We start from the raw sequence: 21,472 nt of genomic DNA on the forward strand, positions 1-21,472 counted from the left end.
TCAGGCGCTCACCTTCTGCTCGTCGCGTGCGTCGGCGTTGTCGAGATCCCACGGGCTCGAGAGCGTGCCCCGGATGGCCGTGGCCGCCGCGACCACGGGCGACACCAGGTGGGTGCGGCCGCCCTTGCCCTGGCGACCCTCGAAGTTGCGGTTGCTGGTGGATGCGCAGCGCTCCCCCGGCGCCAGCTGGTCGGGGTTCATGCCGAGGCACATGGAGCATCCCGCGAAGCGCCACTCGGCTCCGAATTCCTCCACGATCTTGTCGATGCCCTCCGCCTCGGCCTCCAGGCGCACCCGCGCCGAGCCGGGGACGACCATGACCCGAACGCCGTCGGCCTTCTTCTTGCCCTTGATGATGGACGCGAAGGCGCGCAGGTCTTCGATGCGGGAGTTGGTGCAGGAGCCCATGAAGACGGCATCCACGTGGATGTCCTTCAGCGGCGTGCCCGCCTGCAGGTCCATGTACTGCAGGGCGCGTTCGGCAGCGGCCTGGGCGTTCGGGTCCTCGAAGCTCGCCGGCTCCGGCACGACGTCGCTCAGCGAGACGCCCTGGCCCGGGTTGGTGCCCCAGGTGACGAACGGCTCCAGCGCGTCGGCGTCGATGTTCACCTCGGCGTCGAACCGGGCGCCCTCGTCGGTGGGCAGCGTGTTCCAGTACTCGATGGCGGCATCCCAGTCCTCGCCCTCCGGCGCGTGGGGGCGGCCCTTCAGGTACGCGAAGGTGGTCTCGTCGGGGGCGACCATGCCGGCGCGTGCGCCCGCCTCGATCGACATGTTGCAGATGGTCATACGGCCCTCCATGGAGAGGGCGCGGATGGCGCTGCCGCGGTACTCGAGCACGTAGCCCTGGCCGCCGCCGGTGCCGATCTCGGCGATGACCGCCAGGATGATGTCCTTCGCCGTGACCCCGGGACGCAGGGCGCCCTCGACGTTGATCGCCATGGTCTTGAACGGCTTCAGCGGCAGGGTCTGCGTGGCCAGCACATGCTCGACCTCGCTCGTGCCGATGCCGAACGCCATGGCGCCGAACGCGCCGTGCGTCGAGGTGTGCGAGTCGCCGCACACCACCGTGATGCCCGGCATCGTCAGACCCAGCTGCGGGCCCACGACGTGCACGATGCCCTGCTCGACGTCGCCCAGCGAGTGCAGGCGCACGCCGAACTCGGCGCAGTTCGTGCGCAGCGTTTCGATCTGCGTGCGGCTCGTGAGGTCGGCGATGGGCTTGTCGATGCCGATCGTAGGCGTGTTGTGGTCCTCGGTGGCGATGGTGAGGTCGGGACGGCGGACGGGCCGCCCCTCTGCACGCAGGCCGTCGAACGCCTGCGGGCTCGTCACCTCGTGCACCAGGTGCAGGTCGATGTAGATCAGGTCGGGGCTGCCGTCGTCGCCCTTGACGACGAGGTGGTCGTCCCACACCTTCTCGGCCAGCGTGCGGGGGCGCTTCACGTCGGCGACGGCGTCGTCGCGACGCACTGCATCGGATGCGGTGCTCATGGTTGTCGATCTCTCCTTGCGTGTGTGTGCGGGAGCTGCTCCCGTCTGTTCAGCCACGAAAGAACCCCGCGACGAGTGAGGCCTGAAGGATTAGGACTCGCCGCGGCGGCTAAGGAGAAGGGAGACGAACGCCACGATTTCAGGGTACCACTGTGGGATACCAATATTCGAACCCGTACGGATGCCCGCTCGACGGCGTGCGCTTCACCCCGCGAACGCCACGAGGCAGAGCGCGGCGAGGCCGGCAATCGTCACGGCGCACGCGCCAGCCAGCCAGGCGAGCGCGACGAAGCCCGTGCGCCGGGACGCGCGGCGCACCGAGGGCAGGCCCGGGGCATCCGCCCGTGTCGCCCGCTCGCCGCCGACGGCCCCGACCGGCGTGCGCGGCGGAGCAGGAATGGGGCGGGGCCGGTACGCCTGCACCGCGTCGACTCCGACTCCGGTCGCCGCGTTCGCCGACGGAGCGATTCGGTCGGGCAGCGCCACCCGCATCGCGCGGGTCGCGGCGGCCGCCGTCGACGACCGCGTCAACGCTTCGGCCGCGGCGCGGCCGGGCCGCACCACCGTCGCGTCGCTCGCCACCCCGCGCACGACTGTCTCGTCACCGAGGTCGGCACGCATCACGGTCTCGTCGTCCCCCGTGGGGAGCCCGGCCGGAGCAGCGACGCCGGGGCCGGCATCCACCGCGGCCTCGACTGCGTGCTCGGCGCGCGGACGCCGAACGACCACGGTGCGGTCGTCGTCGAATCGAGGCACCACGATCGTGTCGTCGACCTCACGGGCCTCGTTCATCCGATCACCCGCTTCAACACGACGCCCAGCTCCCCCAGCAGCACACGTGCGCCCACCCGTGCCGGTGTTCCCGGATCCACGGGATGCTCGACCCCTGCTTCGTCGACGAGCACGGTTCCATTGGTGGAGGCGAGGTCGGCGACCGTCCATTCGTCGCCGTCGAGCAGAAAGAAGGCGTGCTGCTTCGACAGCGTCTTGGTGTCGTCCTCGAGAGCCAGGTATTGCACGCCGCGCTCGTCGCCTTCCGGGCGCCGTCCCACGACCACACGGCCGCCAGTGAGCTCGTGCGCGGCACCGAAATCAGTCGTGAGGTGCCACCGCGGCCTGCGCCGGACCACGACAATGGTCTCGTCGTCGTCCGGCCGCTCGATCAGCGGCGCGGAACGCGGGATCACCACCGTTCCGGTGTCCGTCGGCGGCTCGGCCGGCACGCTGAGAGGCGGAGCCGTCCTGGGTGCCGTCTCGTCGAGCTCGTCGGAAGGCTCGACGATCACCGCGGTCGCCGCGGGAGACAGCGGCTTCGGCGCCCACGGCCGCTGCGCATCGGGTGCCACGGACGTCCACTGCTGCTGCGTCACCGGGGGTCCTGGCGTCCACGGCTGCTGCGGCTCGGGTGGCACCCACGGCCGCAACTCCGGCTGCTGCGCCTCCGGCGGCTGCCACTGCGGTCGCTGCACCGTCCCCCAGCGATCGGCCGCCGGGCTCCGCCCGTACGCGGGCGTCGTCACCAGCGGCGGCGGCTCCCAGGCAGGTGCTGGCCGCGGGGATCGGGCCGCGAGCCCGCTCGATGGCGACGGACCGCCCGGTGGGACAGGAGGGGGCTGAGTGCCCTGCACGGCAGCCTGCGTCGGGCGAGTGTCGAAGGGTGACTTCGCCACGGCATCCGGTGCGACGGAGTTCGGCGCGAACGACGGCGAGACATCCGTTGAACGACTCCAGGCCAGAACGCTCGCCCACACCGGCGGGAGGAACACGGCGAGCACCGTCATGCCCGCTCCGCGCGAGAACGCGCGGTTGACCCTGTGCACGGCGAGGATCAGCAGGCACACACCGAACAGGTCGGCAAGGGGAACGAAGAGCAGCACGACCAGCCAGGGCGAGATGCGCCCCAGGCGCAGGATCTCCGCGACGTTCAGCACGGGCACCCACGCCCGCCACCGGTCGACCCCGCTTCTGAAGAACACCCGCGAGAGCGCCGCCGCGAGCCAGACGTAAGAGCCGACAGTGACGACGAGGGTCACTGCCCCCAGCACGATCGCCGGCATCGCCGACTGCGACACGGCCGCCACAGACTCTGCCACCGCACTCATACCGTGCTGTTCTCCTGTCGTGTCGTGCGCCGTCGCGGTTCGGGATGCCGGTTCTGCCCAGAGTCGGATTTCCCGCCGCGAGCGTAGCGCGACTCGTCATCTCTCAGCATCTCGATGATCGGCAGCACCAGGGAGCGCGGCCGCAGCGCCACGACGAACCGCTTCCAGCGACCTTGGGAAGCCGCAACACGCTCCCGCTCCTCCGCCACGAGGTCCCATGCGACGCGCGCGTCATCGCCCGTCGGCGGATGCTGAGCGAACACCGCTGCATCGACCAGCTCGGCGAGTGAACGGGCCGGCGCGGAGTGGACGGTACGGGCCTGCGCCACGCGGGTGGCGCCGGTGACGGGGATGCCGGCATCCGCCCACAGGTCTCGTACCTCTGCCCAGGCCCCGACGAGGGCGACCTCTGGCACATTCGCGAAGCGGCGCCGTCGCCGTCGCGAGCGCTTCAAGGCCAGCAACGTGATGAGCGGGAGCGCGAGGAGCACGAGAAGCGCCAGGCCCTCTCCGACGACGCGCGCCACGGCGATCAGCGCCGCCAGCGATTGCGACGACCGGTCGGTGGCCGCCGCCTGGGAGCTCGAGCCGTCGTGCTGGCTCTGCGGGGGCGCCGCGACGCCGGCGTGCAGCTGCTCCGGCGCCGTCGGGTACTTGGGATATTGCTCGCCGAGCCGCACGAGCACGGGCGAGCTGCGGTACTGGGGCTCCACGTCGAACGTGGTCCACTGCGATGCGGACGGCGCCTTCACCTGGATCCAGGCGGCCAGGTCGCTGCCCGTGCACTCCGACCGGCAGGCGGGCACGCCGCTGCCGGCCAGAGACGTCAGCCGCACGCCGACGACCACGCGCGACTGGTAGCCGTACGCGCGCGCGAGCAGGGCCCCCGCGGCGGCGAACTGCTCGTCGTCGCCGACCCCCGCGACGAGCGCGCCTGCCGTGGCGTCGGCGCCGACGACGCGCTGCTGGTCGACGAGCTGCTTGAACAGAGCCTCCACCCGGGCCGTCGAGTGCCCGGCGTAGCTGGCTTGGAACGAGTACGACGACGACTTCTTCAGCGCGCCCACCCACGAGGATGCCTGGGCATCGTCGTCGACCGAGTGGCTGAGGTATCCCCGAGCCCGAAGCCTGCCGATCAACGTGGCGAAACCCGCGGCCGTGCGCGGCTGCTTCTGCGCCTTCACCCATGCCGCCAACTGCGGATAGTCGTTCAGGTCGATTCCACTTGTTGCGCCGGGCGCGCCGAGCGACGGGTTGCTGTCCGCCGGCACGTCGACCGTGTAGCCATCGCCCGCGACAAGTCCGCGCCCGGTGGCGCCACCGGCGATCTCGATCGCGGCTCCGCTCGTGCGATCGAGATAGAAGCCCGCCGCCAGTTCCGACGCACGGCTGCCCGAGAACGCGGGAGCCGAGGCGAGCCCCGCCGGCATCGGGGTCCAGATGCCGAGGTCGTGCTCGATGGAGAACGTCACCCGATGCGCGTTCGACGGCGACGTGCCGCCCGGCAGTCTCGTGAAGCTGACGGCCTGGCCTCCGGAGCCCTGGGCACCGGAGGCCGGGGCACCGGAGCCGACGGTGAAGACCTGGCCGTCGAAGGCATCCAGCACCGCGAGCGGCACGCGGTCGATGCCCTTCGTGTCGCCCGAGATGCGGAACAACGGCGTCGAGTAGGCGGACTTCTCGAACGACGCCCGATAGGTCGTGAGCGGGCTGGTCTGAGAGCTGGCCACGAGCGTGGGCTCCGCTCCGGTGCGCAGCGTGGTGCGCGGCGTCGCCCCGAAGGCGACGGGCACCGCCGCAACGCCCGCGATGAGCGCGACGACGACCAGTCCGGCGCCCAGCACACCACGTCGCAGGGCCGCGCCGGCAGAGCCGCGCTGCACGTGCACCGTCGTCGTGGAGCGGGCGAGGGAGAGCGCAGCCCTGCGCTGCAGCCTGGCGCGCGTGAGGAGCCAGAGCATCGAGACGGCGACGAGCAGCACTCCGAGCAGCACCTCGCGCGGAGCGGTGATCTCGACGCCCGCGAGCACGACGGACGAGCCGGGATCCGTCGCCGCGAAGGCGATTCCGAAGACCCCGAAGAGCAACACGATGAGCACGGCCCATGCCGCGGAACGCGATGGCGTCAGCGCGATGCCCACCGCTGCGACGGTGCCGATCAGCGCCATCGCGAAGAACGGCACGAGCACCGCCTGATACGAGCCGACGGGGAGATCGAGCGTGAGCAGCTGTCGCCAGCCGAGCACGACGCCGACGACTCCGTCGCGAACGCCGCCGAGGATCCCCTGCGGCGACGACAGAGCCGACGGAACGGCCAGCGGCACAACGCCGACCAGGTAGACGCCGGCCGTCAGAAGCACGGTGACGAGCACATGCCAGCGGAGGAGGCGCGCCAGCACGGCGATCGCCGCGCCCAGCACGCCGCACACGCAGGCGATCACGGCGAGGCGCCACGTGTCGAAGATGGGCCAGGCCATCGCCGTCGCGAGGCCGAGACCGACCAGCACGTAGCCGACCGCCAGCACGGCCTGGCCCACGCTCGTGGTCGCGGGCGCGCGGAGCGGGCGACGCCCACGCCCTGTGGATGCGGCCGTCCCGCTCATTCGAGGGCTCCTCGCGCGATGAGCTGGCCGAGATCGTCGAGCCGGCCGAGCGTGAGCACGCGCACGTCGCCGACCCTGCGCATCACCGGATCGGCCCCCGGCTCGCAGCGCACGATGACCACCGTGCTCTCCGCGTCGAAGAACGAGCCCGCGGTGCGCAGTCGCTGCACGGGCATGACCGATCCGGAGACGAGGAACACCAGCGACAGGCGATCCGCGGTCTGCGAGACCAGGCGAGCGACATCCTCCAGGCGCGTCATGCGGAGGGAGCGGTCGATCTCCGAGAAGCCGTCGAGCATGGGGCGGATGCCGTGCGTCGGAATCTCGCGCACCGCGATGACGTCGCCGCGGCTGAGCTCCGGCTGCTGCGCGCCCGTCGTCACGATGAGCTCTCGACCGTCTCGGACCGCCTGAAGGGAGAGGGATGCCGCAGCGCTGACCCCGAGCTCGAACTCGTCGTCGGAGGAGTACTCGCCCTCCGCCTCCGTGCCGATGAGCACGGCGATGCGCGACTGCCTGGTCTCCTCGTACTGCCGCACCATGAGCTTGCCGGTCTTGGCCGTCGACTTCCAGTGCACGTGATTGCGTGCGTCGCCCGGCACGTAGTCGCGGATGGCGTGGAACGCGAGATCGGCGTTGACGATGTTGCTGCTCGGCAGCCCCTCGAGATCGTGCAGCAGCCCGGACCCCGTCGACGGGATGTAGGCGGTGACGGGATGCACGTGGATGGTCTGGATCTGCGGCCACACCACCTCGCGACGCAGCGCGCCCACCGGGTCGCCCCTGCTCACCGACATGGGCCCGACATCGATGACGCCGCGCTTCGCCGCGCGGATCGCGATGGTCTCCTCGTGCGTCGCCTGCGGGCGCAGGAACGGCACCCTCGTCTCGACGAGGCCGTCGCCCACCGGGATGTCGACGAGACCGGGCAATGCGGTGCGCCGTGCTGCATTGACGACCTGCACGGTGCCCGTGACGTCGCTGCCGGCCACCACGGCGTCGCGGTCCACCCGGAACTGCACGCGGTACGAGTAGCCGCCGGCGAGGAAGGGGATCGCGGTCAGGAGCAGCACGAGCGAGGCGACGCCGATCATCCATCCGACGCTCCAGCCGAGCACCGCGCCCGCCGCGATGCCTGCCACGGCGGAGGCCGCGAGCAGCCAGCCGATCGGGGTCACCGTCTCGCCGAGCCAGCCGGCCGCCGCCGCGAGCGCACGCCCGCCGGTCACGAGCACACGCACCCCGTCACGGCGGGCGGCCGTGCCGCGCGTCGTGCGCGCCATGCTGGTCACCGTCGACGCACGCGTGCGCGTTCCGGTCCCGGTCGACGTGTACTCCAACCGCGAGTACGCGTCGTGATCACTCGTCGACATGCTCAGGCCGTGCCGTTCTCCACCGGTACGGCGACGTCGAGCAGGATCTGCGCGACGACCTCGGGAGCCGTCACGCCGTCGAACTCGGCGTCGGGCTTGAGCACCAGGCGATGCGCGAGCACGGGCGCGGCCAGATCGCGCACGTCGTCGGGAGTGACATAGGCCCTGCCGCGGCTCGCCGCCCACACCATGCAGATCTTGGCGAGGGACAGAGCACCGCGCACGCTCACGCCGAGCCGCACCTCCTCGGCACGCCTGGTCGCCGACACCAGCCGCATCAGATAGTCGAGCACGACCGGCCCCGCGTACACACCGGCGGCCAGCTCGGACATGGTCGCCAGGGCGACGGGATCGATGATGCCCGGCACGGCTGGCTTGACGGCCATGGCCCCTTGGAGGATGCGCAGCATCGAGGCGTCGTCGGGGTAGCCGAGCGAGGTCTTGATCATGAACCGGTCGAGCTGGGCCTCGGGCAGGCGATACGTGCCGGCCTGCTCGACGGGGTTCTGGGTGGCCAGCACCGTGAACGGTCTGCCGACCGAGCGCGTGATGCCGTCGACGGTGACCTGGCCCTCTTCCATCACCTCGAGCAGTGCCGACTGCGTCTTCGGGCTGGCGCGGTTGATCTCGTCGGCCAGCACCACGTTCGCGAACACCGGACCGGCGTGGAACTCGAACTCGCCACGCTTCTGGTCGTACACCGAGATGCCCGTGACATCGCCTGGCAGCAGGTCGGGCGTGAACTGGATGCGCGTCGTCGTGCCCGCGATCGTCTGCCCGAGCGCGCGGGCGAGCGCCGTCTTGCCCGTGCCGGGAACATCCTCCAGCAGCACGTGGCCGCCGCTGAGCATGGCGGCGAGCACCAGCTCGATCACGCGCCGCTTGCCGAGGATGGCCTGCTCGACGTTGTCGGCCAACCGGCCGAACGTGCTCTGGAACCAGTCGACCTGTTCCGGGGTGATGGTCATCGGCGTGTCTCCTCGGGAAGAGCGGCGGCGAACCGCGGGGTCATGAGCCGTAGGGGCGGGTCAGGGTGACGGTGCCGAACGCGGAGTACGCGCCGGTGAACGCCAGCGAATAGGTGACGACGTTGGTCGTGGTGTCGACGGTGATGGTGACGGCCACGTCGCCTGACGACCCGGTCAGGCCGTCACCGCTCGGTGCGTCGACCGATCCGCTGAACTGCAGGTCGCTGACCATGGGAGTGGTCGTCGGCGTCGTCTGCACCGACACCCAGGCCGTCGTCGGCGCCCCTGTCGGAGCGATCGTCGCGGCGGAGCCGCAGCTGATGCCGTTCCAGCAGTACGCGACGGTGATGGTTCCCGGCGTGCGGTCCGAGGAGAACAGGTCGCCGAAGCTCTGCGACGTCTGCCCGGTGGCCGCCGCCGTGTACTGCGTGCTGAAACGGCTGTTCGGCGGCCCGGGCACGCTCGGCGACGGCCCGGAGATGTCGTTCCACGACAGGGTGGTCGATGTTCCCGTGCTGGACGTCTTCGGTGTGGTGCCCACCGTGTAGGTGTAGCTGCCGGACACACCGGGCGTGCTCGTCCAGGTGAACACCGAGACGGGGTTGGATGCCGTCGCCTGGTAGCCGTTGGACACGCACGCCATGCCGCGATACGAGGTGAACTGGTCGAGCCCCGTGAAGACCGTGCTCGTCTGCGAGGTCGCTCCCCGAATGGTCGGGCTGCCGTCCTGATCCATGGAGCACGTGGGCGTCGAGTCGCCCGACGCCCACACGGCATAGATCACCGACAGGGTCTTCGCGCTGTAATTCGCGTTCGGCTGCACACCGTCGAGCTCGACCGACGTGTTGGAGAGTGCGCGAAGGCTCCCGTCTGAGCTGAAGCCAGGCGCCCCGGCGATCGTGACGGTCGCGCTCATCGCATCGCCGGTCGCCGCGCCGCCCCACGCACCGTTCGGCGGCTGGTAACGACTCACCGGGATGACCGTGATGGTCTGGGTGCCGACGGGCAGACCCTGCCATTCGTAGTTGGTGGTGTCACCGCCCTGCAGCTGAACGGTGGTCTGCGCACCGGAGCTGTCGCGCAGCAGGAACGAGGCGACGCCGCTGCTCTGCCGCGAACGGATCGAGATGGACGCTGTTCCGGTGTTCGCGGTCACCGGGGTGTCGGGCGTCGCCGTCACCGACGACACGACCGGAGACTCGTACGACCAGGCCACCACGGGTGTCGTGTCGCCCGACTCGCCGATGGCGTTGACGGCCCGTGCAGTGAAGCTGTGCGGCTGCCCGTTGGTGAGGCCCGACACGGTGCACGAGTAGGCGCCCGGCACGCTCGGCGCGCACTGCGCCGCGACCGGTTTGCCGTCTTCCTCGATGTCCACGCCGGTGAGCGAGGGATGCGCCGCCGCCGCGCTGCCGAGATCGACCAGGAAGGTGACGCTGCCGGCGGTGTAGGCAGCCGTCGTGATGGAGTTCGGCACGGCGGGGTAACCCTGCACGTCGAGAGCGAGAGTTCCCTGGCCCTGCCTGCCCTGGGCATCCACCACCGTGTACGGGACCTGGCAGGTGCCGCCCGCCGGCTTCGCACTTCGGGGCCAGGTGGCGGTGATGGCATTCGTTCCGGAGAGCGAGAGGCTCGCGACGGAGCAGTTGACGTCGCCGATGCCCGCCAGCTTGAGACCGCCTCCGGGTTTGCCCGCGAACGGGTCGTACTGGCCCGACTGTCCGATGACGGTGATCGTGCAGCTGGGACCGGAGTTCACGCGGCACGTCTGGCTGAACGTCGCGCCCCTCGGCGTGTCGGGCGCGGCGATGCCGACGACCAGCGAGATCTGCGCGCTCAGCCCGCCGAACGACGACACGGAGACCGCCACCGTGTCGACGGCGCCGGAGTGCGCGTCCGCTCTGGCCTCGACCGTGAGCGTGCGCCCCTTCTGCGTCACGATGAAGTCGCTGCCAGGCGAGGACACCGTGTAGTCGAGCGACGATTGATCGCCGACGCGTCCGCCGTCCCAGCCCGTCATGTCGGAGTAGAGGTCGATGGTCTGGGTCTGGCCGGGCGGCACCGTGCGGCTGAGCGAAGTCAGGATCGCCTGCGGCGCCTTCGGGCGCACCGTGAACGGGATGGCGAGCGCCGTCCAGTTCTTCTGGCCTGCGACGCGCACCTGCACCGTGCAGGTGTCGCTCCACGGAGCATCCCTGCCCGCGCTGTAGCCGATGCGGGTGCCGTCGCGCACCTCGCAGCGCGCGTTCGCGCGTTGCACGGGCAGCTCGCTGCCGCTCTTCAGCTCGAGTCGGTCGCCCTTGGCGACACCGGCCGCCTTCGCAACATCGACGGTGGTGGTCTGCTCCTCGCCGACGTTGTAAGGATCGAGACCGCTCTTCAACGCCACCGGCATTTCGTCGAACGCCGGGATGCGCAGAAAGCCGTACGCGACGCGCTTGTGGCCGAACACGTCGGTTCCGGTCAGCGAGAACGGAATCAGGGCACCGTCCGCGGGCAGCGGCCCTGAGATCCGGTTGCCCTTCGCCGTGTACCTGGATGCCGCAGCGCCGACCACGTTCAGCGTCATCGTCGCGGCATCACCCGACGGCCAGACCACCTTGCCGCTGACGACGTCGATGCCGGTGGCGAGCCGAAGCCGGTCGGCGAGCGTCACGACGGTATCGGCCACGACGGGGGTCTCGGGCGCCGCCTGCTCGGTGACGTCGACCACGATGAGGCCCTGGGCTGTCGAGGTGGTCGCGCTCGAGCGCACGGTGTAGATGTACGACTGCACACCCTGCACGGCACCGGCACGCAACTTGACGATGCCCTTGCTCAGATCGGTCGCAGGGTCGATGAGTGCCTTCAGCCGCGCGTACTCGCCGTCCGACGACTTCTGCGGCGCGTTCGGCACGAGCGAGACGAGTCGCAGGGTGCCGCCCGCCGGGTCACTGTCGCTGAGCAGCGGCTGCGCGGTGATCGTCTTGGGCGAGCCCACGACGGCGTGCACGGTGTCGGTGTACGTCACGGGAGTGACATCGGCGTGTGCTGCAGGCAGCACCGCCACCGTGACGGTGCCTGCGGCGTCTTCGCCCTGGGTGTCGCGCAGCCGGTAGCGGAACTGCAGCTGACCGCCCGTGACGCCCGCGGCCGGCGCCGTGTATTCGATCGCCGTGCCCTCGGCGTTCATCGACGCCGTCCCCTGCCCGGAGCGCAGCAGGTCGACGCCGGAGAGACTCGTCGTGTCGCCGTCGGGGTCGGCCCCTGAGGTGGGAACCGGGATGCTCACGGTGCTGCCAGAGACCACGCTGGCGCTGAGTGCCGGCGGCGTCGGCGGGTGGTCCCCTCCTGAGCCGATGACGGTCACCGTGACGATCGAGGAGGCCACGCGCTCCGGGTCGGAGGCGAGGAACACCGAATAGTGCAGTGTGTAGGTGCCCGCCTTCGTCGGCGCGAGATAGCGCAGCGTCGTTCCGGAGGCGAAGGCGAGCTCGCCGGGTGCTCCCGACCCCCGCACGCTGGGCGAGAGCTCGATCTGCTCGCCCCGCGGCGCGATGTCGTTCGCCGTCACGGGAATGTCGATCTGGGCTCCCGCTCGCACGGTGACGGCATCCGGAACAGGAATCGGTGCGACGCCCGACGAACGCGGGGAGAGGAAGACGGTCACCTGTCCCTGGGCCGTCGTGCCTGCGCCATCGGTCACGGTGAAGTCGGCGACGCCGACCTCGCCCGGCTGGCCGTCCCCCGTCGAGCCCGACACCCTCAACCGACGCGTTCCGACGACGGAGACCGACAGGCTGGGCGTGTTCGAGGTGGCGGAGACCACCGACAGCACCCGCGACGACATGGTCTGCACCACATCGAGCACGTCGAGAGTGGTGTCTTGTTTGCTCTGCACGAATGCGGTCTGCGGCGGGATGGTCAGCGCCTGGGCATGGGCCTCGACCGAGAACCGCATCGTGCCGGTCTGCTGGGCGTGCGTCTGCAGGTCCTGCACCGTGACCCTGATCGTGTGGTCTCCTGCCGACCCGGCGGACAACGTCAGCGAGTCCGTCGACGGGTCGGCGTCGACGGTCACCTGCCCTTGCCCGCTCGTGGCGACCGCGCTCAGCAGCCGATAGGATCCCGATCCCCCGCTGATGTGCGGGCCGACATCGACGGTGCGGGTCTGACCGACGCCGGCCAGCGCCGTGAAGGAGTGCACCTGCAGCGCGGGATTCGCGGCGACCTCGACGTCGAGGGTCTTCTGGCTGACGCCGCCACGGGCATCCGCCACCGTGACCATGACGTGATAGCTCGCCCCCGCGGCGTTCGGGTCGGTGTGCTGGATGACGACGGTGCCGTCGGGCGCGGGCACCACCGTGATCGGCGCCTTGGCCTCGACCTTGGCCGCCGACTCGAGAACCATCGGGTCGCCGTCCGGATCGACCCAACCGGTGAGCACCTGCACACGCGTGCTTCCGCCCGGTGCGAGCGAAGCGACGGGCCAGCTCTGCCGACACTCCTGCACGCCGCACCAGACAGGCGCGCTGCGCTGAGTCGACGGCATCAGGTTGACGGTGACGGTCGCCGGGGCGGACTTCTCCCGCCCGTCGGTGACCGCGTACGAGAAGGTCGCGCTGCCGCTCTGGGCGTGCGCCGTGAAGACCACGCCCTGGTCGTCGTTCGCCAGAGACAGTGTTCCGAACCCCGGGTCGCTGAGTGCCGTGATCGAACCGGGATCGATCGTGAGCACGTCGTCCTTGTTCGGGTCGTACGCGTTCAGCAGCACGGGCAGGAGCGTCTGCGCGCCGGCGCGCACGCCGAAAGTCGACGGCACGGCCACCGGCGGCTCCTCTTGGGGAACCTGCACGACCTGTTCGCTCGTCTGCTGCTCACGAGGCGTGCTCTGCGCAGACCACTGCGAACGAGGGATGAGCGTGCCGGAGGGGATCGTCCACAACAGACCCGTCGACGTCTCGTCGAGCACCGCCGTGCTGCCGTTGGAGGCGATCATCGGCGCGAGCGAGCTCGCCCGCTCGACGACACCGGACGGCACTGTCAATGCTCTCGTGCGCGAACTGGTCGATCCCCACAGGGTTCCGCCGCCCGGGCCGAGCCAGGCGGCGTAGACCTCTCCGCCGACGACCGTGGGCGGTGCAGGCGTGCCTGATGCCGTCGCGGCGCGCTTCACCGTGCCGGACTCGGTGTCGACGGTGATCAGTCCACGACTGTCGGCGAAGTACGCGACGGAACCCGTCGCGACACCGTCCCCCGCGACGGCGCCCGTGGAGAAGGCCGCACGCAGCGGACCGTCGTGCGACGGCATCCAGACGCGGTGAGCGGACGGCTCGGCGAGCACCCACGAGGTGCCCGCCGCCGTGAGCAGCACCTTGGCGTCGGAGGCCGGAGCCTGTCGAACGGCCTGCGCTCCTCCGACGAAGGCGCCGGATGCCGCGTCATAGCGGCGCACGGCGCGCTCCTTCGCCGAGTACAGCAGCACGACTCCGTTCGAGGTGATCGTCGCGGCGGTCACCGTATAGCCGCTCTTGGTCGTTCCGGCGGGCGCCTGCACCTGGAACGGCGACGACGCGGCCGAGCCCGAGCGCAGGTTCTGTACGAAGACGTGCCCGTCCGCCGTCAGGTAGAGCACCCAGCTGCCGGAGTTCAACACCTGCGCGGTGCCTGCTGGAGACGACTTCGCGTCGTCGCCCGACCCGCTCGTCGATCCGGTCGACGCCGCTGCCGCCGTGTCACCTGCCGACGAGGTGCTGCCACCCGACGTCTGCAGATCGTGAGGATCGGCCGCGTCGATCGACCAGGCCTTCTGAAAGCCGTCCGTGTAGACGATGCCCGAGTCGCCGCTCTGCACCACCCCGCTCGGCGACTCGGCGTTGCGCACCGTGTCGAGCTGCCCGAGCGATGTGTCCACTCGCCCGTACTGTCCCGACGCTCTGGTGACCCACACCGACGTCGACGCCGTTCGCACCTTCTGAGCGTCATACCCCGACGCGAGGAACGCGCCGGCGACGACCGCGACGACCGCGACCACGGCGAGGGATGCCATGACCGCCCCGCTGCGCCCGAGCCGCCGGCCACGCGCCCCCACCTCAGATCACCCCCGTGGCGACGAGCACGCCGGCCACGATCGCCAGCACCGCCACGACGGATCCGGCGCCGATGAGTCCCGCGACGAGCGGGGGACACCGCTCTCCGCGGGCGGACGGCGAGACCGTCGCGATCACGACGCTCCCGCGCGGCCTCGTCTACGGCACGCTCGATGCGCCGGTTGCGGCGAGAATCCGTTCGGACGACGGACCGCACCGGTCCGCGCGCGACGTCGTCGTCGATGCCGACCGAGTCGTGCACGGGCATCCACTCTGCTGCGGCGACCTCGAGAGGGGTCGGCGGCAGCCCGAGCTCGTACTGCACCCAGCGCAGCTCTTCGGCGAAGGCCTGCGCAGTGGGGAACCGCTTGCCCGGGTTTCTGGACATCGCGCGCGCCAGCGCAGCCTCCAGGCGTTCAGGCACGTCTTCGCGACGCAGCGGCGTGTAGTGCGCTGCCAGGATCCGAGAGGCCAGGTGATCCCTGGCGTTCGATCCCCGCGTCGTCGCCTCGAACGGGCTGCGGGCGGCGAGCATGGTGTACAGGGTGGCAGCGAGGCTCCACACCTCGCTCGGCACCGAGCCGCTCACCTGGCCGGAGATGACCTCGGGCGCCGACCACGGGATGGACAGCGCGATCGCGTCGGGGTCGTCGGCAGCGGCGGCCGCTCCCGCGATGCCGAAATCGGCGAGCACGGGCATCCCGAGGCTCGTCACGAGGATGTTCGAAGGCTTCACGTCTCGGTGCAGAAGTCCAGCGCGATGCACCGTCTCGAGCGCACCGCCGATGCGAACGCCCGTATCGAGCACCTCGGCGAGCGGCAGCGGCCCTCGGCGATAGCGGGCGCCCATGGTGTCAGGGCAGTACTCCATGATGAAGTACGGGCGGCCGTCTGCGGAGATGCTGGCATCGAAGATGGTGACGATCGCGGGATGCACGCTCAGCCGGGCGAGGATGTCCGCCTCGGCGTTGAACGTGCGCACCAGCGCGGGCGTGACCAGCCCGCCCGCGAGCACCTTCGCCGCGATGCGACGACGGGGAAGGTCCTGGTCGAACAGGTACACGTCGGCGAAGCCGCCCGAGCCGAGCGGGCGCACATAGCTGTAGCCGGGGAGCACCGGCGGAGGGGCGATCGCCCGTCTGCTCATCGACGGTCCTTCCCGGTCGGGAGGGCCGTCGTCCGGCAGCGCACCGGGGAACAGAAGGGCAGTCCGGTGCACATCGCACGCCGATCCATCGCTCCCCCTCGGGTACTTCAACGAACCCGGAGGAGGGTCCTGCTGAACGGGTCACCGTCATCCGAACCGGCAGGCCGGGGATCGACGCCGGAGACGATCCTAGTGCACCGCGGGGGCCTCCCTGGACAGGCCTGTCGCACGACGCAGCACAGCGCCGACGAGCACCCCTCGCAGCCTCGCCGAGGCGACCGTTCAGGCGGACAGGATCTGGAGTCGGAACTCGCCCAGCTTCACGACGCTTCCGGCGCCGAGGGTGATCGCCGCCCCGGCGGGCAGCGCGGACTCCGCACCCGACGCATCGAGGAGCGTCACGCCGTTTGTCGAGTGCAGATCGGTGACGCGCACGACATCGCCCTGCGCCTCGAACACCGCATGCGTCTTGGAGACGCTGCGGGCGGGATCGGCGACGGCGAGCAGTTCTGCGTCCGACCACCGGTCGAACCGCACCGGGTTGCGGCCCACCAGCAGCGCGCCGTCGATCGGCACACGGGCGCCCGTCGGCAGGGAGAGCAGCCAGACCGGGGTCGCAGGTGTCGGCACGGGTGTCGAGAGCGGCGACGGCGGACGGAACACCGGCAACGGGGTTCGCGGTGGCACGCGCTCCGTGTGCGTGTCGGTGTCGTGGCGCGGCGGAACGAGGCCAGGAGGCGGCGTGATGAAACCCGACGAGTCCACCCGTGACACTATACCGACGCCGCTGAACGCCCGGCGCGACGTGCGCGCGGCGCGATGCGGAAGACCGGGTGGTCCGGGTGCTCGGCGTTCGATCAGGCCGCCCGGTACGTGGGCGGGTTGACCGTCGCGATGGCGCGCGTCACGATGTCTTCCGCGGTGACGCCGGCGAATTCGGCCTCCGGGTCGACGATCACGCGGTGGGCGAGCACGGGCACGGCGAGCTCGCGCACGTCATCGGGCGTGACGTACGTGCGTCCCGTGCTGATCGCCCAGGTCTTGGCGGCCCGAGCCAACGCCAGAGCGCCGCGGATGCTCACGCCGAGCGAGGCATCCTTGTCGGCGCGCGTTGCGCTCACGAGTTCGGAGAGGTAACCCATCACCGCGCCGTCGGCGTGCACGTCGGCGGCCAGCTGCACCATCGTCGTGACCGACTCGGCGGCGATGATGGCCGACACGCTCGCAGCACGTGCGCGGTTCGACGACTCCATCAGCAGCCGCACCGTTGTCTCGTGATCGGGATAGCCGAGCGAGGTCTTGATCAGGAATCGGTCGAGCTGTGCCTCGGGCAGAGAGTAGGTGCCGGCCTGCTCGACGGGGTTCTGCGTCGCGATGACGACGAACGGGCTGCCGACGGGGTGCGAGACGCCGTCGACGGTGACGACGCCCTCCTCCATCACCTCGAGCAGGGCCGACTGCGTCTTCGGCGAGGCGCGGTTGATCTCGTCGGCCAGCACGACCGACGCGAACACCGGGCCGGCGTGGAACTCGAAGCGTCCCGTCGACTGGTCGTAGATGGTGACGCCGGTCACGTCGGAAGGCAGCAGGTCGGGGGTGAACTGGATGCGCGACTGCGTGCCCTGGATGGTGTTCGCGAGCGCCTTCGCCAATACCGTCTTGCCGGTGCCAGGCACGTCTTCCAGCAGCACGTGACCACCGGAGAGCAGCGCTGTCACCACCAGCCTGATCGCGTGCTCCTTGCCAAGGATGGCCTTGTCGACGTTGCCCACGAGCTGTCCGAACGCGCCGGCGAACCAGGTCGCCTGTTCCTGCGTCACTGCCATGATGTCTTCCTTCTCTGTGTTCGACGACGTGCGCTGCGCGTCATCTGTCCCTGCCTCGGTGCGACGAGCGTGCCTGGGTAGATGGCCACCGTCGAACTCTTCATGCTCGCCGCCGCCACATGGCCGTTGCCACCGCAGTGGCCCTCCGGCGCCACACCGATCGATTCACTGGACGACATGGCCTATCGCCCCGATGCGGGTTGTCCGCCGCGACGGGCGAATCGATACGAGGCGAGCCGCCGTCGCAGCCATCCCGCCGAGGCCGAGACGGCCTGCAACGTGTGCTCCATCCCTGTCCAGAGACGGTCGCTGCGCTCCTGCGACACCGTGCTGCCGTCGAAGACCGCGGCATCGGTCTGCACCGCCATCCCCGGCAGCACTCCGTCGTCGAGCTCGATCCCCTGCTCGCGCGATTGTCGCTGCAGGGTGCTCGCGGTCTGCGACCGTGTCGCGACGGAAGGGATGCTGTAGCCGAGCTCGGCGAAACCGTCGACGAGCTCATCCCACGCACCGGCGGCGCGCCTGTCCTCCGGCCCGGTCGCGCGCCTGCGCCGTCGTCTGCGCTTGCGCCACGCGACGATGAGCATCGGCAGGAAGACGGCAAGCGCCAGCACGAGTACGACGCCGATCGCGTAGTACGCCCAGGTCGGGAGCACGAAGGCGTGCTTGCCCGCCGGCGGCTTGCTGTCTTTCGTCTTCACCGGCGTGAGCAGATCGTCCGCCTTCGGTGGCGTGTCAGGAGGCTGCCGCACTTGCGGCTGCGGCAACAGCTTGGGTCTGACGGTCTGGTCTTTCGGTGCGTCCGTCTTCGTCGGCGTCGGGAAGAACGGCACCCAGCCGACGCCCTGGAACGCGACCTCGTCCCACGCCGTGATGTCGTTGCCGGTGAACGTGGTCGTGCCCTTGCCTGCGGCGTGCGACTTGAAGCCCATCACCACGCGCACCGGGTAGCCGAAATGCCTGGCCATCAGCGCGAAGGCCGTTGCGTACTGCTCCTGGTCGCCCACCATGGGCGTCTTCTGCAGCAGATCGTTCATGCGATCGGCGCCCTCGCCGGCGCGTGACGGCACGGGATCGGACGCACGTCCGTGGCTGAGGTAGCCCAGCTTCTTCAACGAGCGCTCGATGTTGCGCAGCTTCTGGATGGCGCTGCTCGAGCCGCCCGCGTATTGGTTCGCCTTCGTCGCCACCACATCCGGCACGTTGGTCACGCTCGGCATGGTGATCTTCGCCACCGGCACGTTCTTCAGCACCTTGTCGCTCGGCACCTTCTGCGCCGTCGCGTCGACGGTGTAGGTGAGGCCGCGGGACACCCCGCTCGTGACCGCGGTCGTGCCCGTCGCCGCGTTCACGCGCACCGTGTCTCGCGGGTCCGTCGTGCCCGGGTGCGAGTCGAAGTTCAGGGTGTTGACGTAGCCCAGGTTCGGCAGCCACACGTTGTCGTACCCGAGCACCGTGAACGTCGACGCGCTCGTGGCTCCCGGGGTGAACAGCGAGGGCGAGGGGATGCTGCTGCCCAGCAGCTCGAAGCTGCCCGACCCGTTGGTCTGCTGATCGGGCCCGGCGACGCTCCAGACGATGCCGTCGTAGCTGTCCATGGTCACCAGGCGCACGAGCGAGCCCTTCGGCAGGTTCGTGGCCGAGAACAGCTTCGTGGTGCGTAGGTCGCCCGTGTATTTGCGGAACGACGCCAGCGGCGCCGGGTAGTCCAGCGGGTCGAACGGAGGCTGCACGGCGTCGCGCACCACGAACCTCGAGGCCGCAGACGGTGCCGTCGCCATCCCCAGCGCCGTGCCGCCGACGACGGCGACGAGGGCCACCACAGCAGACCCGGCGATCGCCTTGCGCGTCAGGCCGCGGTCGACGATCATCGAGCGCTTCGAGCGGCGGATGCGCCAGCCGAGCCAGCACAGCGCGATGACGGCGAAGGCGACGCCGCGCAGGCCGGCGAGGTAGGCATCCCTTGTGCCCATGAGGATGCTCGCCAGCAGCACCAGCGCCGGCCCGGCCGCGATCACCCCGGCCCGCAGCACGGCACGACGCCCGACCGGGGACACGCGCAACGCGACGCTCACGCACGCCAGCGACACCGCCAGCGTCGCGGCGTACGGCACGACGGCGAGGTATGGCGGCGCCTGGAGCGGTGCGCGAAGGGTCACGGAGTCGGACCAGCCGAACACGACGCCCTTCGCCAGGTCGGCGAGCGACGACAGCGTCGGCAGCACCGAGAAGGCGCCTTCGCCGGGGAGGGCGACGGCCGTGCCGAAGACGAAGAACGCGACGATGCCGGCCAGCACCGTGACGATGACCGGCAGCCGCACCAGAACACCGAGCGCGGCCGCTGCCGAGCCGATCACGAGACCGCCGACGGCGGCCACGACGTAGCCGAGTCGTCCGAACGCCGGCGCGAAGCCCATCAGCGCGACCCCCATGAGGGCGGCGAAGACGGCGAGGTCGACCCACGCCGCCGCCCCGATGCGCTGCACGCCTGCTGTCTCCGCGCGCGTCGTGCGCACGGAGGCTTGCGGTGTCGCGGCCGTCGCGGTCATCGTCCCGCCTTCTGCAGCAACAGACCCAGCTCGTTCAACCGGGTGACCGTGGCGAGGAAGGCGGTGCCGACCTTGCGCACCGACGGCTCCTCGTCGATCGCGGCCCGCACGAAGACGACGGGAGTGTCGCTGGGATACAGCATCGACATCGCGTGCAGCTCCTGGTGCGATGCACCGCTGCCGACGACCGCCACCACGAGGCTGGGAACAGCGAGACGGGCGCCGACCGTCCTGGCGAACTCGCGCAGTGACTCGTATCGCGACTCGATCCGCTCGATGCGGCAGGTGTCGTCGAGCAGGGTCATCGGGGTGCGCGACCGCAGGGCGGCCTTCTCCCACAGCACATCGAGCTCGGACTCCTCGGAGATCACCTGGATCGCGACCGAGGCGAGTGCGGAGACCGCCAGCTCGAACTCGTCGTCTGAGGCGTAGAAACGCCGGTCGGCGCTCATCAGCAGCAGCAGCTGGGACCGCCTGGTCTCCTGGTACTGCCGCACCATGAGCTGTCCTGTGCGCGCCGTGCTGCGCCAGTGCACATTGCGGATGTCGTCGCCCGGTTCGTATGCCCGCAGTGCGTGGAAGGCGAGGTCGCTGTCCGTGATCACCGACGTGGTCTGGCCCTCGAGGTCGCGCACGAGACCGCGCGCCGTCGCCGCGATGCGCGCCACCCTCGGATGCACGAAGAGCTCGACCTGATCGCTCCATCGCGTCGTGCGCCGCAACAGCCCCAACTGGTCGCCGCGCACGCTGATCGCCGGACCGGCGACGATCAGCGCCCGCTTGTGCGTCGGGATCGCGAAGAGGTTCTCCTCCTCCGCCGCGGGGGCGAGCCTGGGCACGACGAATTCCGCCAGACCCTCGCCCACGGGCAGTTCCATGCGGGTGGGGAGCACGGAACGCTGGCCGATGTTGGCGACGACCATGTTGCCCATGGCGCGATCACCGGCGGTGACACGGCGCGGCGTGAGTTCGATGGCGACCCGGTACGTGGCGCGACCGAACAGGTAGGCGCAGGCGGCGAGCATCCCGAGCGTCAGCGTGAAGCCGAGATAGGCGAACTCCGCCCATCCCAGCACGAACGCCAGAACGAAGGACACGAGCGCCGAGACGAGCACGATCCAGCCGAAGGTCGTGACCACCCCTGCGGCGCGCGCGACGGCCAGCAGCGGCCTGTCGATCACGCGTCGACCTGCCCGGATCAGCGCGGCCAGGCCGTCCGAGAGCGCGCGCAACAGCTCGCGCAGGGCGAAGGATGCCTGCGAACGGCGCGGCGCGCCGGTGCCGGTCGTCTCCGTCATGCGGCCTCGTTCGTCAGGGGGGTCATGGATGTCTTCTCACGCTC

Annotated in this window: 12 protein-coding genes; all 12 read right to left on the reverse strand. The window is 70.4% G+C overall.

Annotated elements, in window-relative coordinates; all coding sequences use genetic code 11:
• The 12 genes from leuC to FPZ11_RS04460 all read right to left on the reverse strand — a co-directional run bounded on the left by leuC (position 1) and on the right by FPZ11_RS04460 (position 21,428).
• Positions 1–1,494 carry a 3-isopropylmalate dehydratase large subunit gene (gene leuC, locus FPZ11_RS04410; RefSeq protein WP_146318711.1) on the reverse strand — a complete coding sequence of 498 codons (1,494 nt, stop codon included), beginning with the start codon at positions 1,492–1,494 and terminating at the stop codon, positions 1–3.
• Between the two features lie 204 nt (positions 1,495–1,698).
• Positions 1,699–2,286, reverse strand: a complete 588-nt coding sequence (locus FPZ11_RS04415; protein WP_146318713.1) for a hypothetical protein — start codon at positions 2,284–2,286, stop codon at positions 1,699–1,701.
• Complete coding sequence (locus FPZ11_RS04420) at positions 2,283–3,587, reverse strand: DUF5684 domain-containing protein (RefSeq protein ID WP_146318716.1); 1,305 nt, start codon at positions 3,585–3,587, stop codon at positions 2,283–2,285. Before FPZ11_RS04420 ends, FPZ11_RS04415 begins: the two co-directional genes overlap by 4 nt.
• A gap of 5 nt (positions 3,588–3,592) precedes the next feature.
• The gene (locus tag FPZ11_RS04425; RefSeq protein WP_146318718.1) at positions 3,593–6,199 is read right to left on the reverse strand and encodes a transglutaminase domain-containing protein; all 2,607 of its coding nucleotides are present in this window, start codon (positions 6,197–6,199) and stop codon (positions 3,593–3,595) included.
• Positions 6,196–7,572, reverse strand: a complete 1,377-nt coding sequence (locus FPZ11_RS04430; protein WP_146318720.1) for a DUF58 domain-containing protein — start codon at positions 7,570–7,572, stop codon at positions 6,196–6,198. Before FPZ11_RS04430 ends, FPZ11_RS04425 begins: the two co-directional genes overlap by 4 nt.
• Positions 7,573–7,574: 2 nt before the next feature.
• Positions 7,575–8,540 carry an AAA family ATPase gene (locus tag FPZ11_RS04435; RefSeq protein WP_146318722.1) on the reverse strand — a complete coding sequence of 322 codons (966 nt, stop codon included), beginning with the start codon at positions 8,538–8,540 and terminating at the stop codon, positions 7,575–7,577.
• Positions 8,541–8,580: 40 nt separating this feature from the next.
• Positions 8,581–13,830: an Ig-like domain-containing protein gene (locus FPZ11_RS04440; protein ID WP_367889439.1), complete on the reverse strand. Its 5,250-nt coding sequence runs from the start codon at positions 13,828–13,830 to the stop codon at positions 8,581–8,583.
• Positions 13,831–14,168: 338 nt separating this feature from the next.
• Positions 14,169–15,755: a serine/threonine-protein kinase gene (locus FPZ11_RS19680; protein WP_246846524.1), complete on the reverse strand. Its 1,587-nt coding sequence runs from the start codon at positions 15,753–15,755 to the stop codon at positions 14,169–14,171.
• A gap of 282 nt (positions 15,756–16,037) precedes the next feature.
• Positions 16,038–16,520 (reverse strand): FHA domain-containing protein, encoded by a 483-nt coding sequence (locus tag FPZ11_RS04445; protein WP_168203731.1) that lies wholly within the window; start codon positions 16,518–16,520, stop codon positions 16,038–16,040.
• 92 nt (positions 16,521–16,612) lie between these two features.
• Entirely contained in the window at positions 16,613–17,581 is a 969-nt protein-coding gene (locus tag FPZ11_RS04450; RefSeq protein ID WP_210415948.1) for an AAA family ATPase, read from the reverse strand.
• A 182-nt stretch (positions 17,582–17,763) separates the two neighbouring features.
• A complete protein-coding gene (locus tag FPZ11_RS04455; RefSeq protein WP_146318728.1) occupies positions 17,764–20,130 on the reverse strand; it encodes a transglutaminase TgpA family protein in 2,367 nt (788 codons plus the stop codon).
• On the reverse strand, positions 20,127–21,428 hold the full coding sequence (locus FPZ11_RS04460; protein ID WP_146318730.1) for a DUF58 domain-containing protein: 1,302 nt from the start codon (positions 21,426–21,428) through the stop codon (positions 20,127–20,129). The genes FPZ11_RS04455 and FPZ11_RS04460 overlap by 4 nt, the downstream gene beginning before the upstream one ends.
• Positions 21,429–21,472 lie beyond the last annotated feature (44 nt).

The organism is Humibacter ginsenosidimutans, from assembly GCF_007859675.1.
Classification (GTDB): Bacteria; Actinomycetota; Actinomycetes; order Actinomycetales; family Microbacteriaceae; genus Humibacter; species Humibacter ginsenosidimutans.

What these genes read in the sequence shown, in the direction of transcription:
- leuC (WP_146318711.1), bottom strand. Translation starts at nt 1,494, where the DNA reads ATGAGCACCGCATCCGATGCAGTGCGTCGCGACGACGCCGTCGCCGAC.
- FPZ11_RS04415 (WP_146318713.1), bottom strand. Translation starts at nt 2,286, where the DNA reads ATGAACGAGGCCCGTGAGGTCGACGACACGATCGTGGTGCCTCGATTC.
- FPZ11_RS04425 (WP_146318718.1), bottom strand. Translation starts at nt 6,199, where the DNA reads ATGAGCGGGACGGCCGCATCCACAGGGCGTGGGCGTCGCCCGCTCCGC.
- FPZ11_RS04430 (WP_146318720.1), bottom strand. Translation starts at nt 7,572, where the DNA reads ATGTCGACGAGTGATCACGACGCGTACTCGCGGTTGGAGTACACGTCG.
- FPZ11_RS04435 (WP_146318722.1), bottom strand. Translation starts at nt 8,540, where the DNA reads ATGACCATCACCCCGGAACAGGTCGACTGGTTCCAGAGCACGTTCGGC.
- FPZ11_RS04440 (WP_367889439.1), bottom strand. Translation starts at nt 13,830, where the DNA reads ATGCCGTCGCACGACGGTCCGCTGCGTGCGGCCTTCTCCACGGGCGCC.
- FPZ11_RS19680 (WP_246846524.1), bottom strand. Translation starts at nt 15,755, where the DNA reads ATGAGCAGACGGGCGATCGCCCCTCCGCCGGTGCTCCCCGGCTACAGC.
- FPZ11_RS04450 (WP_210415948.1), bottom strand. Translation starts at nt 17,581, where the DNA reads ATGGCAGTGACGCAGGAACAGGCGACCTGGTTCGCCGGCGCGTTCGGA.
- FPZ11_RS04455 (WP_146318728.1), bottom strand. Translation starts at nt 20,130, where the DNA reads ATGACCGCGACGGCCGCGACACCGCAAGCCTCCGTGCGCACGACGCGC.
- FPZ11_RS04460 (WP_146318730.1), bottom strand. Translation starts at nt 21,428, where the DNA reads ATGACGGAGACGACCGGCACCGGCGCGCCGCGCCGTTCGCAGGCATCC.